The following is a 16,567-nucleotide window of genomic DNA, read 5'->3' as shown; positions in this document are numbered from 1 at the left end:
TCCTACATCTCCAGAAGGAGCAGGTCGGGGTTTTCCAGGAGCCGGATCACCTCCCGGGTGAACTGGGCGGCCTCGGCCCCGTCCACCAGGCGGTGGTCAAAGGAGAGGGAGAGGTACATGATATCCCTCGCCTGGATGGAGCCATCCGGCATCACCCAGGGCCGCTTCCTTATGGAGTGCACCCCCAGGATGGCGGCCTCGGGTACGTTGATGATGGGGAAGCTCATGAGGGCTCCCACGGAGCCAATGTTGGTGATGGTGAAGGTGGAACCCGTGACCTCCTCGGGGGAGAGCCTTCCTTCCCGGGCCTTGGCGGAGAGCTCGGCGATCTCCTGGGCGAGCTCCAGGATGTTTTTCCGGTCCACGTCCCGCACCACGGGCACGATGAGCCCCCGTTCCGTGGCCACCGCCAGGCCCAGGTGGTAGTAGCGCTTGTAGACGATCTCCTGCCTTTCCTCGTCCAGGCTGGAGTTCAGCATGGGGTACTTCTTCAAAGCCCGCACCACCGCCTTGAAGATGAAGGGGAGGTAGGTGAGCTTCACCCCCTGGCGTTCGGCCTCGGGCTTCAGGCGCTCCCTCAGGGCCACCAGTTCCGTGAGGTCGGCCTCGTCCACGTTCAGGGTGCGCACCGTGTAGAGGTGGCTTTGCCAAAGCCCCTGGGCGATGGTGCGGCGGATGCCCCTTAGAGGGATGCGCTCCTCCAGGTGCTCGTAGCCCTTGGGGGGGGTGTAGCGGGGTGGGGGCGGGAAGCCTGAGGGAAGGGGTGCTGGGGCCTCCTTGGGGCTTGGGGGCGGGGGTGCGGCCTGGGCCTTAAGCTGTTCGGCATAGGCCCGCACGTCCTCCACCCGGATGCGGCCCATGGGGCCGGAGCCGGGGATGGCCTCGAGGGGAATCCCCAGTTCCCGGGCCAGCTTCCGGGCGGCGGGCACCGCCAGGATGCGGCCTGGAGCCTGGCCTTCCCTGGGAGCCTGCTCCGCTTGGTCTCTTAAGAAGGGGTTCTTCACCGCCACCTGGGTGGTGTCCGGTTTGAAAAGGGAGAGATCCTCCTTTTCCTCCTTTGGGGGAAGCCCGGGCTCCACGATGGAGCGCTCCTCCACCGCTTGCACGGGCGGAGCCTCCTCCTTTACCTCCTTTACCCCAGCCACGGCCTCCCCGGGCTCCGCCAGGAGGGCGATGGGGGCGTGGACCTTGACCACCTCCCCTTCCTTGGCCAGCTTTTTCAAAAGCACCCCCTCGTAGGGGGAGGGTAGCTCCACCGTGACCTTGTCGGTCATCACCTCCACGAAGGGCTGGTCCTTCTTGAGGTAGTCCCCTTCCTCCACCAGCCACTTGAGGATCTCGCCTTCCACCACGCTTTCCGCCAGTTCGGGCATGAGGATTTCCTTGGGCATAGGCCTCCTAGATCAAATCTAAAAATTCCTCGAGGGAGATCTGCGCATCTTTGAGAATGTGGGCTAGGGTGGAGCGCTTTATGGGGATATGCGCAGGCACGATGACGATGATCCGCTTTTCTCCCAGCTGCCTCTCCATCCGGATATGGCTTCCCCGTTGGCGCACCACCTGAAAGCCTGCCTTTTCTAAAGCCTTGATCACCCGCTTGTAGGACAAGGAGGGGACCTTCAAACCTCTACCTCGGCCAGCTCAGCGTTCTCCGGCAACTTTTCCTCTAGCGGTTCCAGGTAGAGGGCGATGGCCTCACGGATGTTGGCCAAAGCTTCTTCCAAGGTGTCCCCCTCGCTAATACAACCAGGAAGGGCAGGCACGTAGACGGTGTACCCTCCCTCCTCGCTCTTTTCCAGGACCACCTTTAGCCGCATAAAGCCTCCCTTCAGTCAGTAGTCTAACGCCCGCTTGGCGGCGCCCAGGATGCGGGTGACGGTGGGCAGGTACAGCTTGTCCTGGGCGTAGGGGTACGGGGTGTCAAACCCCGTCACCCGGATGGGAGGGGCGAGGAGCATGTCCAGGATGTCCTCGGCGATGGTGGCCGCCACCTCGCTGACGAAGCTGGCGTGCCGGGGGGCATCGGATACCAGCACGGCCCTTCCTGTTTTGGCCACGGAGTTCATCACCGCCTCGTAATCCCAGGGCATGAGGGTGCGGAGGTCCAGGACCTCGGCGGAAACCCCCGCCTTTTCCAGCTCCTCCGCCGCCTGGAGCACCTCGGGCATGACGGTGCCGTAGCCGATGAGGGTGAGGTCCTTCCCTTCCCGCCTGATGGCGGCCTTGCCCAGGGGCAGGACGTAGTCCTCCTCCGGCACCTCCTCCTTCACCGAGCGGTAAAGCCTTTTGGGCTCCAGGAAGACCACGGGGTCCTCGTCGCGGATGGCTGCCTTTAAAAGGCCCTTGGCGTCGTAGGGGGTGGAAACCGCCACCACCTTGAGCCCGGCGGTGTGGACGAAATGGGCCTCGGGGCTTTGGGAATGGTGGTGCCCCCCCTTGACCCCGCCCCCGGAGGGCATCCGCACCACCAAAGGGGCGGTGAACTGCCCGCCGGAGCGGTAGCGGAGCTTGGCCACCTGGCTCACCAGCTGGTCGAAGCCGGGGAAGATGTAGTCGGCGAACTGGATCTCGGCCACGGGCCTTAAGCCGTGGGCGGCCATGCCCAGGGCAGCTCCCACGATGGCGGCCTCGGAAAGGGGGGTGTCCATAACCCGGTCGGGGCCATACTTCTGCAAAAGGCCTTCCGTCACCAGGAAGACCCCGCCCCTTTTCCCCACATCCTCCCCCAGGACCACCACCCGGGGGTCCAGGGCCATCTCCTCGTCCAGGGCCCGGTTCAGGGCTTGCACCATGGTCATGGGGGCCATGGGGACCTCCTTAAAGCTCTTCCTTGAGAAGGGCCTCCTGGCGCTTTAGGTGCCAGGGCTTTTCCGCAAGGACGTCGTCGAACATCCACTCGGGGGGTACAGCGCCGGCCTCCTCGGCTTCCTTCAGGCCCCGCTCCAGCTCGGCGCGGATCTCCGCCCTCAGGTCCTCCTCCCACTCCAGGTTCCAGAGGCCCCTTCCCTCCAGGAAGCGCTGGAAGCGGAGGATGGGGTCCCGTTTCCGCCAGGCCTCCACCTCCTCCTTGGGGCGGTAGCGGCTGTCGTCGTCGGCGGAGGAGTGGGGCCCGTAGCGGTAGACCCTGAGCTCCACGAGGCTTGGGCCCTCCCCCCTTCGCGCCCTTTCCACCGCCTCCTTGACCACGTAGTAGCTCGCCAGCACGTCCATCCCGTCCACCAGGTAGCCGGGAATGCCGAAGGCGTGGGCTTTGTCGGCGAGGGTGGGGCTGTGGGTCTGGTGGCGGTAGTCCACGCTGATGGCGTAGAAGTTGTTCTCGGCGATGAAGACCGCCGGCGCCCCCTGCACGGCGGCGAAGTTGATCCCAGCGTACCAGTCCCCCTCGCTCGTGGCCCCGTCCCCGAAGGTGCAGACCGCCACCTGGCCCGTGCGCAGGAGCTTCATGCTGATGGCGGCGCCCGCGGCGGGGGGGACGTGGGAGGCGATGGGGCTCGCCACGGTGAAGAAGTTAAGGGCCTTGGAGCCGGGGTGCTCGGGCATCTGGCGGCCTTTGTTGGGGTCGGCCTGGGTGGCCAGCATCTGGCCGAAGAGCTCCTTGAGAGGGATCCCGAGGGCCAGGGCCAGGCCGTGGTCGCGGTAGTAGGGGAAGACCCAGTCAAAGCCCGGCCTTATGGCGTGGGCGATGGCCACCTGGGCGGCCTCGTGCCCGGCGGCGGGGGCGATGAAGCTGGTCTTGCCCGTGCGGATGAGGATGGTGTAGCGCTCGTCCAGCATCCGGGCCGCCAGCATGTCCCGGTACAGGCGGCGTAGCTTATCCTCGTCCAGATCCAAGGGGAAATCCCCCAGCCACTCCCCCTTCTCCCCCATGAGCCTTATGGGCTCGGGGGTGAAGGGCTGAAACCGGTGGGTGTCCTTTACCATAAACCCTCCTTTTCCGGCGCTTTTGGCGCCTGTAGAGCCTGCCCTGGGTAAGGGCCTGGGGCTCCTTTATCGGGGTGGGTGAGGTCCCACTTTCCCTTCGCCCTGAGTATACCCTGGCCCTAAAATGGGGGGGTGCGCCTAAGGGTGGTGGCGGTGGGCAAACCCAGGCTGGATTACGCCCGGCTGGGAGTGGAAGAGTATGCGATGCGCATCCGGAAATATGCTTCCCTCGAGGTTCACTTCGTCAAGGAAGCCCAGGACCTCCTGCCCAAGGCGGAGGGCCACCGCAAGGTGGTCCTGGACGAAAGGGGAAAGCTCTTCACCACGGAGGGCCTTTGGGAAGAGTTGAGGCGCTGGGAGGGGGAACGGGTGGCCTTTTTGGTGGGGGGCGCCGAGGGGTACTCTGAGGGGGTACGTGAGGGAGCCGACCTCCTCCTTTCCCTTTCCCCCCTTACCCTGCAGCATGAGCTGGCCCTTTTGGTCCTCATGGAGCAGCTCTACCGGATCCTTACCCTGAGGGCCGGGCATCCCTACCATCGGCCATGACCTACGAGGCCTTTGTGGCGCTGGTGGAAAGGCTTTGGGCGGAGATCCCCGAGGCCTTCAAGCGGGAGCTTCAGGGGGTGCACGTCCTTCCCCAGGCCAAGCCGGAGCCCGGGCTAAAGGGGGTGTGGCGGCTTGGGGAATATCTGGACCCCGGCCCTCCTTCCACCTTCCGGGGATTTGAGGGGCTCGGGCGGCACATCGCCCTCTACTACGGTTCCTTCCAAAAGGTGGCGGGGCCGGGGTTTGACTGGGAGGAAGAGGTCTGGGAAACCCTCCTCCATGAGTTAAGGCACCACCTGGAGTCCTTGGCGGGCCAGGACGACCTGGTGCGGGAGGACCTTAGGCGCCTGGCCGAGTTTCGCCGGGGCGGGAGGCCTGGGGGAGAAGGCCATTAGGTTCTCCCTTTAAGGGGCGCCGCTCGGCAAACCCCCCCGCCAGGGGATGGTAGTGGGCCACCTCGGGTTCGCCTTCCTGCCAGCACAGGAAGACCACCTCGCCGCCCACCCGGCTGGGGAAGTCCACCAGGCCCCGGTCCAAGTCCTTGAGGAAGACGCCCAGGGAGGCCAGGTAACGGGCGTCGGCTTCCAAGGAGCCCAGGAGGAAGCGGGCCTCCTCCTCCAGGGCCCTTCGTTCCAGCCCGCGGGCCTCGGGAAGCTGGGCCTGCACCTCGGAAAGCTCCTTCCGGGCCTGCCGCATCTGGGAGAGGACCCGCTGGATCTCGGGCAAGAGGGCATCGGCCTCTTCCTTGGTGAAGATGCGGGCAAACATACCTAGCCTTATCCTAGCACCTATGTACACGTCAAAACCTCCATAGGGCATAACCCCAAGGGACTTCCGCGCCTTCCTCCCCCTGCACCCCAGAGGGCAAGCGCCCAAAGGGTGAGCAGGTCCAGCCCCGCCCGGAAGAGGCTCTGTCCCAGCCTCCCGTGCTTCTTGGGCCTCACCGGACGCACCCGGTGCAGCACAAGCCCCGTCCGAAACGCCCACACGAAGGCCAGGCTCAAGGGGACCAAAAGCCGCGAAAGCCTCTCCCCCCGCGTCACGTGCGTGGCCTCCAGGTCAAATCCCCGCCCCTTCAGGGCCCCAAAGAGCCGCTCTATCCCCCACCTGAGCCCGTACACCTCCAGCACCCGGTGAGGGTCCAGGTCCGTAGCCACAATCAGCCACTCCCGGACCCCAAGGCGCAACCCCACCACCCACATGCGCCGCCCGTAGACCCAGTACCGCCGCCTGGGCACCCGGCTCTCTCCCACCTTCAGGGAGGCAAAGAGCTCCCAGGCCCGAGGGCCCGAGCCCAACCGCCACATCCGGGTGTTGGCCTTGATTCGGATGCACCGGGGGATGCCCTTCTCCTCCAGGTACCGGAACCACGCCTCCCCTATGAACTCCCGATCCGCCAGGAACCCCTCCACCCGGAGGTGGGGGAAGTGGGCCCTCAGGAAAGCCAAGGCCCTCTCCATCAGGGCGATGCGTTCGGGGGTGGAGGAGTTGCCGTCGTGGGGAAGGAAGCTCCAGAACAGGGGGACGGCCAGGCCTTGGTACAGGAAGGCCAGCATCAGGAGGTTGACCTTGCTCTTCCCCAGCTCCCACTCGGTCCGGTCCATGACCAGGAGGAGCCCTTGGGGTCGGAGGAGGGCGAAGATGAAGCGGGCATAGCCCTCCCCGTCCAGCCCCGGCCAGGCCAAGAACCGCTGGAACCTTCGGTAGGCGGAGCGGGGGTCAGGGCTGGCTATGGAGCCGAGGGAAAGAGCGAGTCTGGGGCCGCTTGTGGTGCGGGCGGTGACCAGAGCCATCACCAGGGCGGCCAGGAAGGTGAGGCGCCTGAGGTCGGCCTTCCAGTATCGCTTCAAGGCGTTGATGAGTGGGGTAAGCTGTTCCATGGGGACCACCTCCTATGGGTACCTGCCCATCCACGTGGGCGCAGGTCCATCCTAAAGGGGTGGTCCCACGTTTTGACGTGTACTGAGTCCTAGCACAAACGCTTTGGGAAATTTAAGCCTGGAATACTCAAGGGTCGGACTCCCCGGTCCGGAGGGGGGACACGAGGGCCACCTCGCCCGCGCCGATCCTGACCCCCTCCACCTGGAGGCTGCCGTCGGGGAGGATGGCCTCCGCCACCCCCTCCACCACCCCCTTAGGGGTTTGGACCCGCACCCTTCGGCCCAGGGTGTAGGAGGCCTCCCGGTAGAGGGAGAGGAGGGTTTCCGGGCTTTCCAGAAGGGGGAGGAGGCTTTCCAGGTGGAGGAGGAAGCCCGAAAGCACCTCCCGCCGGGAAAGGGGAGAGAACTCCCTCAAGGCGGCGGCGCCCTCGGGAGCCCAGTCCACGTTCACCCCTACTCCCAGGAGGACGTAGGCCACCTCCTCTCCCTCGGCCTTGGCTTCCAAAAGGACCCCGGCCAGCTTCCGGCCATCGGGGGCCAGGAGGTCGTTGGGCCACTTGATCCCCCCCACCCCCACCGCCCGCCAAAGGGCCAGGCCGGCGAGAAGGGGAAGGAGGCCCATGGAGGAAAGGGGAAGGGTGGGGCGGAGGAGGAGGGAGAAGGTGAGGCTTTCCCCCGGGCGGCTTTCCCAGGGCCTTCCCCGCCTGCCGCGGCCCCTTTCCTGCACCTCCGCCAGGACCAGGGCTCCCTCCTCAGCTCCTTCCTCCGCCCAGGCCCTTAGGACATCCTGGGTGCTTCCCACCCGCCCCAGGTAGCGGTAGGGCCGGCCGAGGCGCCCTGGGGGGTGGAAGAGGTGGGGAAGGGGAGTGCCGGGCCGGATGCGGTAGCCCTTCCGGCTCATCTCCACGGGGAAGCCCTCGGCGAGAAGCTTTTTTGCCTTCTTGGAAACCGCCTGGCGGCTTACCTTTAGGCGCTGGGCCAGGGCCTCGCCGCTTTGGTGGTCCTCGGTGAGAAGGTCCAGAAGGCCAGGCATCAGGCCAGCTCCACCTGGGAGAGATCCCCCAGGATCAGGCGGTGGGCCCGGGGGAGGCCATCGCGGTTTTTCACCTGGACGCCCACCCCCAGGATGCTTTCCTGCAGGCGTAAGGCCACGTCCTCCAGGATAGCGTGGTCCTCGAGGATGGAGTACTCCACCTCCGAGCGCACCACCTTGGCCCCGGGCCCTAAGGAGGTGAAGGGCCCGATGTAGGCTCCTTCCACCACCGCTCCCTTCCCGATGAAGGCGGGGCCGATCACGGTGCTTTTCCGTACCCTAGCCCCCTTCTCCACCACCACCCGCCCGGTGAGCTGGCTTTCCACCACCTCCCCCTCCACCCGGGGTTCCAGTTCTTCCAGGATGAGGCGGTTGGCATCCAGGAGGTCCTGGGGGCGGCCGGTGTCCTTCCACCACCCCTCCACCTCCACCCCCACCACCCTCTTCCCCCGGTCGATGAGGCCCTGGATGGCGTCGGTGATCTCGTACTCCCCCCGGGCGGAGGGCTTGAGCCCCTCGATGACCTCCAGCACCTCCGGGGTGAAGACATAAACCCCGGCCACCGCCAGGTTTGAGGGCGGCTCCTTGGGTTTTTCCAGAAGGCGCACGATCCTTTCCCCTTCCAGCACCGCCACCCCAAATGAGCTGGGGTTTTCCACCCGCACCAGGGCGATCACCGCACTCACCCCCGGGGTAAAGGCCTGGAAAAAGCGGGCGATTCCCTTCTGGAAGAGGTTATCCCCCAGGTAGAGGACGAAGGGGCTTTGGCCCAGGAAGTCCCTGGCCACCGCCACCGCATGGGCCAGGCCCTGGGGCTCCTCTTGCAGGATGTAGCGCACGTGGTAGCCCGAAAGGGCCTCCCGGATGTCCTTTTCCGTTTCCGGGGAAACCACCACCCCGATCTCCTCTATCCCCGCTTGCAGGAGGTTTTCCAGGCCGTAGTGGAGGATGGGCCTTCCCGCCACCCGGATCACGGGTTTGGGCCGGGTGTGGGTGAGGGGACGGAGCCGGGTGCCCCGTCCGGCAGCCAGAATGAGTCCTTTCACGCCGGGAAGTATACCCCGTAAAATGAGGAGAAGGATGCCCAAGGCCTCCGTGCGCATGGCTTACGCCTACGACCGCCTCCGGGCCTACCCCCCGGAGGTGGCGGGCCGCATCGCCACCGCCATAGGGAATGCCCTGGGGGTGCGGGGGGAGGAGGCGGTGCTCCTGGAGCTTGGGGTGGGTACCGGGCGCATCGCCCTGCCCCTCATCGCCCGGGGATACCGCTACCTGGCCCTGGACAAGGATCCCGGCATGCTGGAGGTCTTCCGCCAGAAGGCGGCGGGGGTTATGCGCAAGGTGCGCCTTATAGAGGCCGATGCCCGGGCCATTCCCCTGCCCGATGAGAGCGTGCACGGGGTGATCGTGGTCCACCTTTGGCACCTCCTCCCCGACTGGCCCAAGGCCCTGGCGGAGGCCTTGAGGGTGCTGAAGCCGGGAGGGGTGCTTCTGGAAGGCTGGGATGAGATGGAGGCGGAGGAGGAGCGCCTGATCCAGGAAAGGTGGCGCTCCCTGGTGGAGGCGGAGGACGTGGGGGTGGTGCGGGGCTTGCACAGAAAGCGCCTCGAGGAGGTGGAGGAAGCCCTAAAACGGCTTGGCCTCAGGCCGAAGACCAAGCAGGTGGTCCAGTGGCGGGAGGAGCGCACCCTGCGCCAGGCCCTCGAGGCCCTGGAGGAAAGGCTTTACTCCTTCACCCAGCTGGTTCCCGAGGAGGTGCACGAGCGCATCATGCCTGGGCTCTGGGCCTGGGCCCAGGGGGAGTTCGGCGATTTGGACCGCTCCTTCACCCTGGAACGGAGCTTTACCCTGCGGGCCACCCGCATGGCCTGATACCACCCCATCCTGGCAGGGCCACGCTTAAGCCCTTGCTTAAGGGATCTATCTTCGTGGCCCTATATGCTTAAAGGATGAAGGCCATCCGCATTTCCACCCCCAAGGAAGGTTTGGTGAACATCACCCGCCAGGTGGAGGAGGTCTTGGCCGGGCACACCGGCTTGGTGTACCTCTTCGTTCCCCACACCACCTGTGGCCTTACCGTGCAGGAGGGGGCGGATCCCGATGTGGCCCACGACCTTCTCGCCCGCCTGGAGGAGCTGGCCCCCAGGGTGCATCCCAAGGACCGGCATGCAGAGGGAAACTCCCACGCCCACCTGAAAAGCCTCCTCACCGGGGTGCACCTCCTCCTTCCCGCCGAGGGGGGGAGGCTTCGGCTTGGCCGCTGGCAGCAGGTTTTTCTGGCGGAGTTCGACGGGCCGAGGATGCGGGAGGTGTGGGTCAGGCTCCTCTAGCCGGGCCCGCCTAGACCCAGCGCACCTCCTGCACGCTTTTCACGCTCTTTATGGCCTGGACCAGGGATTCCCGCTCCCCGTCCTGCACGGTGAGGCGGAGGCGGATGCGGGCCAGGGGTCCGAGGATCCGGGTTTCCGAGCCCAAGGCGCTCTTCCCCGCCTCGGCCACCACCTGCATCACGTCCCTCAGGAGGCCAGCGCGGTCCTGGGCCAGGACCTCGAGGGTGGCCACCTTGCCCCCCACCCCCTCCCAGTAGGCCCCGATGACCCGGTCCGCCTCCGGTCCCTGGAGGATGCGGCGCAGGTTGGGGCAGTCCGCCCGGTGGATGGTGACCCCCCGGCCCCGGGTGACGAAGCCCAGGATGGCGTCCCCCTTCATGGGCTCGCAACAGGAGGCCAGGCGGATGGGGGCCTGGAGGTCCTGCTCCAGGCGGATCCCCCACTCGTTCCTGGGGGGGGCCTTGGGCTTTTCCGGCTTGAGAAGGGCCTTGGGGTAGAGCTTCTCCGCCACCTGCTTGGGGGTGAGGCGGTTTAGGGCCAGGGCCAGGTAGAGCTCCTCGGGGGAAGGGGTGAGGCCCAGCTTCCTGGCGGCCTCCTCCAGCTGGCTGTCGCTGGGCTTGGGGAGGCCCCGGCGCTTCAGGTAGCGCTCCAGGAGGTTTTGCCCCCTCTCCAGGGTTTCCTGGCGCTCCTGGGTGCGGAAGTACTGGCGGATCTTGCTCTTGGCGCTCCGGGTTTTGGCGAACTCCAGCCAGTCCTTGGAGGGGTGGGCGTTTTTGGCGGTGAGGATCTCCACGATCTCCCCGTTTTGCAGCTCGTAGGAAAGGGGGACGATGCGCCCGTTCACCTTGGCCCCCACCATGTGGTGCCCCACCTCGGTGTGGATGTGGTAGGCGAAGTCCACGGGGGTGGCCCCCCGAGGCAGGTTGATGATCCGCCCCTTGGGGGTGAAGACGAAGACCCTGCCCCCGAGGAGGTCCCGGGTTACCGCCTCCACGAACTCCCGGGAGCTGCTGAACTCCTGCTGCCACTCCTGGATGCTTTTAAGCCAGGAAACCCGCCTCTTCAGCTCCTCGGGATCGGTGAGGCCCTCCTTGTAAAGCCAGTGGGCGGCGATCCCGTACTCGGCGATGCGGTGCATCTCCCGGGTGCGGATCTGGACCTCCAGGGGAAGCCCTTCCAGGGCGATAACCGTGGTGTGGAGGGACTGGTAGCCGTTGGGTTTGGGCACGGCGATGTAGTCCTTGACCCTTCCCGGGATGGGCTGCCAGAGGGCGTGGACCAGGCCCAGGACGTGGTAGCAGACCTGCTTTTCCCTCAAGGCCCTTCCTTCCTCCGTGGGGGCGGGCTTGGGGTCGAGGATGACCCGGACCGCCAGGAGGTCGTAGATCTGTTCCAGGGCTTTTTTATCCCGCTCCATCTTCTTCCAGATGGAATAGAGGTGCTTGGGCCGGCCGGTGACCTCAAAGCTCTGGAGCTGGGCCTGGAGAAGCTCGTCCTTCCGCAAGGCTTCCTCCAGGGCGGCCATGGCTTTTTGGACGATGCGCTCCCGGGCCTCCTGGGTTTCCTGGATGCGGGAAAGGAGGGCGTGGTAGGCCTCGGGGTGGAGGTAACGGAAGGAGAGGTCTTCCAACTCCCACTTGAGCTGCCCCATTCCCAAGCGGTGGGCCAGGGGGGCGTAGATCTCCAGGGTTTCCTGGGCGATGCGCCTTTGCTTCTCGGGGGGCATGTGCTCCAGGGTGCGGAGGTTGTGAAGGCGGTCCGCCAGCTTCACGATAATGATGCGCACGTCCTCCGCCATGGCGATGAACATCTGGCGGAGGTCCTCGGCCCTCTTTTCCTCCCCCTCGAGGTTGGCCAGCTTGTAGAGCTTGCTGACCTTGGTCTCCCCCTCCACCAGCTTGCGCACCGCCAGGCCAAAGCGCCTTTCCAGCTCCTGGGGGGCCACCCCGCAGTCCTCCAGGGTATCGTGGAGGAGGCCTGCGGCCACCGTGTCCGCATCCATGCGCAAGGAGGCCAGGATCTCGGCCACCGCCACCGGGTGGGTGATGTAGGGCTCCCCGCTTTTTCTCAGCCGGCCCCGGTGGGCCTCCTCCGCAAACCGGTAGGCCTCCCTTACCTTCTCGCGGTCTTGGGGTGGGAGGTAATCAAGAAGGGATTCAAGTTTATCCCAAAGGGCCGAGGCAGTTATCACTATTTTTCAGTGTAGCACCTTCAGGAGGCCAGCTCCAGGAGGAAGGCGGAAAGGCTGGTCCGGTCCATAAGGGCCACCAGGGTGCGACCCCTAAAGGGGGCAAGCACCAGGGCCTTTTCGCCAAAGAGAACCGCCACGGGCCCGCGGGCCTGGCCCAGGCTCCTGTCCAGTTGCTCCAGGGCCTGGACCAGGGTTTTCAGGGGTTCCCTGGGCAGGGGCAAGGCCGCCTCCAGGTACCCCAGGACCTCCACCCCGGGCAGGCGCAGGGGGGAGAGGTCCGCCGGCTGTTCCCCCAAGGAAGCCGCCTCTGATCCGGGCGGAGCCGCCCGGGCAGGGGCCCCCCCCTGGTCGAAGACCCCAAGGAGGGCCTCGAGGTCGGCTCCCTGGATTTCCCTAAGAACAGCCTTGGCCGCCTCCGCCTCCTTTTCCAGCTCCCTTAGTAGGCCTTCCGCCTGGGTGAGGGTTTTCTCCACCTGGAGAAGGCCTTGGGGGCCCAGGCGGGGCAGTCTCTCCTGGGCGCTTCTTAGCACGGGAAGGAGGGATTTTAGGCGGCGGCCCGTTTCGCTTTGGAAGCCCTCCAGGCGGGCATGGGCCTGGAAGAAGGCGGTGAGCCGGGTGGTGAGTTCCTCCCGCTTGACCTCCATCCGCCGCTTCAAGGCCTCCAAAGCCCGGGCGATGGGGGTGGGGTCAGGGAGGGGTTTGCCCTTCTCCTCGGCGATGGCCCGTAGGACCCCCTCCCCGCCGAAGCCGCGGAAGCGCTCCGCCAGGGCCTGGAGGCGGGAGAGCTCCAGAAGGGCTTCCTGCCGGGCCTGAGCCTTGGCGTCCTCCAGGCTCTTCCGTAAGGACCCCAGGTCGGGAAGGTGCCCCTGGGCCAGGAGGGCTTCCGCCTCCGCCACCTTCTCCTTTAGACCCAGGGCCAGGGCCTCGGGCTTTAGGGCCTCCAGGGCCTTGGCCGCCTCGGCGAGCTTGGCCCTTAAGGCGGCCTCCTCCCCCTGGGCCTTGAGGAGCTCGGCATACCGGGCCCGCACCTCGGGAAGCCTTTGGGGAAGGGCCTCCAGGGGGAGCGCCCTCAGTTCCTCCAGGAGGGGGCGGAAGGCTTCTCCCTTTTCCTCTAGCTCCGCCACCAAGGCTTCCTTTTCCTGGAGGAGGCGCTTTTCCTCCTCCGCCTTGCGCCGGGCCGCCTCCTCCAGGCGCCTGAGCTCCTCCTCCAGGGGAAGGAGGTCGGGGTAGCCTCCCTCTTCCAGGGTTTCCTCCGCCAGCTCTAGGGCCTTTTGCACAGGGTCCTTGGCCTCTTCGGGAAGGGGAAGCTGCCTTAGGGCCTCCGAAAGCTGGATCAGGCGGGCCCGCTTCTCGGCCCGGAGGTTCCTCTCGGCCTCCTGGAAGGCTTCTTCCAGGGTTTGGAGCTTTTCCCCCACAGGGGTGCCCGCATCCAGAAGGGCCTGGACCTCGGCGAGAAGGGGGCTTACCGTGGCCCTTTCCACCAGGGGGGCGTAGCGGGAGAGGAGGGCTTCCAGCTTGCGCTTTTCCTCCTCCACCTCCAGGGCCAGGATCCGCTGGCTGGCTTCCTGGGAAAGGGCCTCGAGGTCCACCAAAAGCTCCCCTTCCAGCTCAGAGGCCTCCTCCACGGTGAGGAAGACTTCGTCGGTGAGGTGGGAAGGGGGAGGGGTTTCCTGGGTCTCAAAGACGATCTCCGGCAGGGTGGGGGCCTTGACGGCGCTGGACTCCAGGAACTTCCGTAGCTCCAGGGCCAGGCTCCGGGCCCGCTCCACCTCCGCCTGGGCCAGGATGCCCTCCCTCTGGGCCTGGCGGATGGTTTCCACCAGGCTTTCCAGCCGCCGCACCTTGGGCCCACCCAGGTGGCGCACCCTTTCCAGGGCCTCCTCCAGGTGGGCTAGGTCCTTGGCCTGGCGCAGGAGGGCCTCCTCCAGCTTCTCCTCCAGGGCCTCTACAAGCTCCTCCCCCTCCGCCAAAAGCCCGGGGTCCGGGGCCTGGCGCAGGCGGTTGACCAGGGCCCGGAGGCGGGCCACCTCCGGCCAGTCCACATAGAGCCCGAAGCGCTTCAAGCCCTGTTCCAGCTTGGCCAGCCTGGCCCCCTGCCCTTCCATTTGGGCCAGGACCCCCTCCACCAGCTGCCTGGCCTCCTCCGGGCGCATGCGGGCCTGAAGCTCGCGGTAGACCAAGCCCTTCAGCAGGTGGGCCCCGTCTTCCGGGGTGAGCTCGGAAGGCCGTTTGCCCAGGCGCTTTAGCCCTTCCTCCAGCACCGCCACGGCCCTGGCGCCCAGGTGGGGGTGGATGGCCTCCAGGATGGTTTTGTAGACGTCCGGCATCCTTACGCTCCTTTTTCCAGCCTAAGGGGTTCGCCGAAGTAGAGCTTCTGGTGGGGATAAGGGATCTCTATGCCCTCGCGGTCCAGGCGGTTTTTGATGCGGCGGCGGAACTCCCGGGCCACGGCCCACTGTTCCGCGGGCTTGGTGCTGAAGAGGACCCGGATCACCACACCGCTCTCCCTAAGATCCTGCACCCCCAGGACCTCAGGGGCTTCCGTGAACCTATCTTGCCATTCGGGGTCCTGGTGGAAGCGGGCCACCTCGTCTTGGAACACCGCCAAAACCCGGTCCAGGTCCTCCTTGTAGGCCACGCCCACGTCCACCACCGCCCGGCTCCACTCCTGGGTCAGTACCGTCACCTGGCGCACCTCGGAGTTGGGGATGAAGTGGACCCGGCCTTCCAGGTCGCGGAGGACGGTGAGGCGCAGGTTGAAGCGCTCCACCTTCCCCCCCACCCCGTTGATGAGCACGATATCCCCCATCCCGTACTGGTCCTCCAGGAGGATGAAAAACCCGTTGATGAAGTCCCGGATCAGGTTCTGGGCGGCGAAGCTGATGGCCAGGCCCACCACCCCGGCCCCCGCCAGGAGGGCGGTGACGTTGAAGCCCAGGTTGGAGAGCACAAAGAGGCCGCCGATCACCACGATGCTTACCCTTAGCACCGACTCCGCCACCGCCCTTAGGGTTTTGCGCCGCACCGCCTCCCGGGTGAGCTCCTCTTCGGGCTCGGGAAGCCGGGCGAGGAGGAGGGGCACCAGGCGGTAGGCCACCAGGGTGAGGCCCAGCACCGCCAAAATGGCCAGGCCCCGGCTTCCCAGCCACTGGGCGAGGGCCTTCCCCCAGGTGGCCAGGGGCTCCAGGGGCCAGGCGAGGGCGTGGGCCAGGTAGCTCAGGGCCAGGAGGACCACCACCCCCCACCAGAGGAAGCCGAGGACCCGGAAGAAGCGGTCGTCCCGCTCCGTGGGGGTGAGGCGGCCCAGGGCGTTCAGGGCCCTGGCTCCGTAGAGGCCTAAAAGCCAGACCAGAAGGAGGGCGAGGGCTACGTGTAGGGCCACCATGGTGGGAGTATATCCCCGGGTATATTGGGGGCATGGGAGGTTACATTCCTGAGCCCACCTTTACCCTTGAGGGCTGGCACATTCTTCACGACTTCCGCCGCCTGGACCATGCCGCCTGGTTCTCCGCCCCCAAGGAGGAACGGCAGGCCGCCTGGGGGGAGCTTTCGGAGATCCTTAAGGAGTGGGAGAAGGTGGAGGCGGAGGGGAAGGGGTCTTTTGGCGTGTACCAGGTGATCACCTCCAAGGCCGACCTCCTCTTCCTGAACCTGAGGGAGAACCTGGATGCCCTCCTGGAGGTGGAGGCCAGGCTCAACAGGAGCCTTTTCGCCCGCTACCTAAGCCCCGCCTACGGGTTTTACTCGGTGGTGGAGCTGGGAAGCCAGACCGGGCCCTTGGATCCCGAGGCCCCCTACATCAAGCCCCGCCTGACCCCCAGGGTGCCCAAGACGGGCTACGTCTGCTTCTACCCCATGAACAAGCGCCGCCAGGGCCAGGACAACTGGTACCTCCTCCCCGCCAAGGAGCGGGCGGAGCTCATGAAGGCCCACGGGGAAACGGGAAGGAAGTACCAGGGCAGGGTCTTGCAGGTGATCAGCGGGGCCCAGGGCCTGGACGACTGGGAGTGGGGGGTGGACCTCTTCAGCGAGGACCCCATCCAGTTCAAGAAGATCGTGTACGAGATGCGCTTTGACGAGGTCTCCGCCCGCTTTGGCGAGTTCGGGCCCTTCTACGTGGGCAAGCGCCTCAGCCAAGAGGCCCTGGCCCGTTTCCTGGAGGTGGGGTGAGGCATGCCGCGCCTTTGGGGGTTCAGCCTCTATAGGCTTTTGCCGGAGTTCCGCCGCCTCGAGGCCGAGCACCAGGAGCACCTTAAAGAGGAGTTCGCCCAGTTCCTGGCCCGCTGGCAGGAAAAGGAGGGTTTCCTCCGGGTCTACAGCCTGGTGGGGCTTTCCCCCGAGGCCGACTTCCTCCTCTGGCAGGGGGCCTCGCACCCCAGGGCCCTCCAGGCCCTGAGGCGGGAGATGCACCGCACCCGCCTCATGGGGTTTCTGGAGCCCGTGGCCCTTTACCTGGACCGGGGGGAGGGGGAGCCAGGGGAGGGGTTTTTGGCCCTGTTCCCCTTCGGCCTGGAGGGAGGCCCGCCCGAGGGGGCGAGGGTCTTCCAGGGGGAGGGGCTTTTGGCCCTCGAGGGGCCCTGGGAGGTCCTCTTCCCCCTGGTTCTGAGGGAGGGGGGTTACCTGGCCGCCCGCCGCACCCCCAGGGAGGCGTTGGACGAACTCTAGC

General features: G+C 66.3%; 18 protein-coding genes. 6 read left to right on the top strand and 12 right to left on the bottom strand.

Annotation, left to right across the window (positions count from 1 at the left end):
* Positions 1-2: 2 nt before the first annotated feature.
* Genes MI302_RS10930 through MI302_RS10910 form a run of 5 tightly spaced genes read right to left on the bottom strand, consistent with a single transcriptional unit; the run spans position 3 to position 3,921 of the window.
* Positions 3-1,391: a dihydrolipoamide acetyltransferase family protein gene (locus MI302_RS10930; protein ID WP_239725797.1), complete on the bottom strand. Its 1,389-nt coding sequence runs from the start codon at positions 1,389-1,391 to the stop codon at positions 3-5.
* A gap of 7 nt (positions 1,392-1,398) precedes the next feature.
* On the bottom strand, positions 1,399-1,608 hold the full coding sequence (locus tag MI302_RS10925) for a type II toxin-antitoxin system HicA family toxin (protein ID WP_019550432.1): 210 nt from the start codon (positions 1,606-1,608) through the stop codon (positions 1,399-1,401).
* An 11-nt stretch (positions 1,609-1,619) separates the two neighbouring features.
* On the bottom strand, positions 1,620-1,817 hold the full coding sequence (locus MI302_RS10920) for a type II toxin-antitoxin system HicB family antitoxin (RefSeq protein ID WP_018111076.1): 198 nt from the start codon (positions 1,815-1,817) through the stop codon (positions 1,620-1,622).
* A 15-nt stretch (positions 1,818-1,832) separates the two neighbouring features.
* Entirely contained in the window at positions 1,833-2,807 is a 975-nt protein-coding gene (locus MI302_RS10915) for an alpha-ketoacid dehydrogenase subunit beta (protein ID WP_126169771.1), read from the bottom strand.
* A 10-nt stretch (positions 2,808-2,817) separates the two neighbouring features.
* A complete protein-coding gene (locus MI302_RS10910) occupies positions 2,818-3,921 on the bottom strand; it encodes a thiamine pyrophosphate-dependent dehydrogenase E1 component subunit alpha (protein ID WP_239725796.1) in 1,104 nt (367 codons plus the stop codon).
* 132 nt (positions 3,922-4,053) lie between these two features.
* Here MI302_RS10910 and MI302_RS10905 point away from each other — a divergent pair, with 132 nt between their 5' ends.
* Together MI302_RS10905 and MI302_RS10900 are read left to right on the top strand one after the other, a co-directional pair.
* Positions 4,054-4,467 (top strand): 23S rRNA (pseudouridine(1915)-N(3))-methyltransferase RlmH, encoded by a 414-nt coding sequence (locus MI302_RS10905; RefSeq protein ID WP_038030704.1) that lies wholly within the window; start codon positions 4,054-4,056, stop codon positions 4,465-4,467.
* Positions 4,464-4,862, top strand: coding sequence for a metallopeptidase family protein (locus tag MI302_RS10900; RefSeq protein WP_028494709.1), 399 nt, complete (start codon positions 4,464-4,466; stop codon positions 4,860-4,862). Before MI302_RS10905 ends, MI302_RS10900 begins: the two co-directional genes overlap by 4 nt.
* Here the strand turns inward: MI302_RS10900 and MI302_RS10895 are convergent.
* The 4 genes from MI302_RS10895 to MI302_RS10880 form a co-directional block, all read right to left on the bottom strand.
* Positions 4,807-5,235 carry a DUF2203 domain-containing protein gene (locus MI302_RS10895; RefSeq protein ID WP_239725795.1) on the bottom strand — a complete coding sequence of 143 codons (429 nt, stop codon included), beginning with the start codon at positions 5,233-5,235 and terminating at the stop codon, positions 4,807-4,809. The genes MI302_RS10900 and MI302_RS10895 overlap by 56 nt on opposite strands.
* Before the next feature lie 20 nt (positions 5,236-5,255).
* Positions 5,256-6,347, bottom strand: coding sequence for an IS4 family transposase (locus tag MI302_RS10890; RefSeq protein ID WP_014514485.1), 1,092 nt, complete (start codon positions 6,345-6,347; stop codon positions 5,256-5,258).
* A 127-nt stretch (positions 6,348-6,474) separates the two neighbouring features.
* Positions 6,475-7,380, bottom strand: coding sequence for a biotin--[acetyl-CoA-carboxylase] ligase (locus tag MI302_RS10885; protein WP_239725794.1), 906 nt, complete (start codon positions 7,378-7,380; stop codon positions 6,475-6,477).
* Positions 7,380-8,426: a glucose-1-phosphate thymidylyltransferase gene (locus MI302_RS10880; RefSeq protein ID WP_239725793.1), complete on the bottom strand. Its 1,047-nt coding sequence runs from the start codon at positions 8,424-8,426 to the stop codon at positions 7,380-7,382. The genes MI302_RS10885 and MI302_RS10880 overlap by 1 nt, the downstream gene beginning before the upstream one ends.
* Positions 8,427-8,460: 34 nt before the next feature.
* Here MI302_RS10880 and MI302_RS10875 point away from each other — a divergent pair, with 34 nt between their 5' ends.
* Together MI302_RS10875 and MI302_RS10870 are read left to right on the top strand one after the other, a co-directional pair.
* A complete protein-coding gene (locus MI302_RS10875; protein WP_026328941.1) occupies positions 8,461-9,252 on the top strand; it encodes a class I SAM-dependent methyltransferase in 792 nt (263 codons plus the stop codon).
* Between the two features lie 77 nt (positions 9,253-9,329).
* A complete protein-coding gene (locus MI302_RS10870; RefSeq protein WP_015716171.1) occupies positions 9,330-9,710 on the top strand; it encodes a secondary thiamine-phosphate synthase enzyme YjbQ in 381 nt (126 codons plus the stop codon).
* 10 nt (positions 9,711-9,720) lie between these two features.
* Here the strand turns inward: MI302_RS10870 and MI302_RS10865 are convergent, their stop codons facing one another.
* From MI302_RS10865 to MI302_RS10855, 3 genes are read right to left on the bottom strand one after another with little or no spacing between them, the layout of a single operon-like run.
* A complete protein-coding gene (locus MI302_RS10865) occupies positions 9,721-11,901 on the bottom strand; it encodes a bifunctional (p)ppGpp synthetase/guanosine-3',5'-bis(diphosphate) 3'-pyrophosphohydrolase (protein ID WP_239725792.1) in 2,181 nt (726 codons plus the stop codon).
* Between the two features lie 20 nt (positions 11,902-11,921).
* Entirely contained in the window at positions 11,922-14,228 is a 2,307-nt protein-coding gene (locus MI302_RS10860; RefSeq protein ID WP_239725791.1) for a hypothetical protein, read from the bottom strand.
* Between the two features lie 2 nt (positions 14,229-14,230).
* Complete coding sequence (locus MI302_RS10855) at positions 14,231-15,286, bottom strand: mechanosensitive ion channel family protein (protein WP_239725790.1); 1,056 nt, start codon at positions 15,284-15,286, stop codon at positions 14,231-14,233.
* 32 nt (positions 15,287-15,318) lie between these two features.
* Here MI302_RS10855 and hemQ point away from each other — a divergent pair, with 32 nt between their 5' ends.
* A complete protein-coding gene (gene hemQ, locus MI302_RS10850) occupies positions 15,319-16,071 on the top strand; it encodes a hydrogen peroxide-dependent heme synthase (RefSeq protein WP_239725789.1) in 753 nt (250 codons plus the stop codon).
* Positions 16,072-16,074: 3 nt separating this feature from the next.
* Positions 16,075-16,566: a chlorite dismutase family protein gene (locus tag MI302_RS10845; RefSeq protein ID WP_019550417.1), complete on the top strand. Its 492-nt coding sequence runs from the start codon at positions 16,075-16,077 to the stop codon at positions 16,564-16,566.
* Position 16,567 lies beyond the last annotated feature (1 nt).

Source organism: Thermus sp. NEB1569 (assembly GCF_022385295.1).
Classification (GTDB): domain Bacteria; phylum Deinococcota; class Deinococci; order Deinococcales; family Thermaceae; genus Thermus; species Thermus scotoductus.
This window is presented reverse-complemented; position numbering and strand designations above follow the sequence as displayed.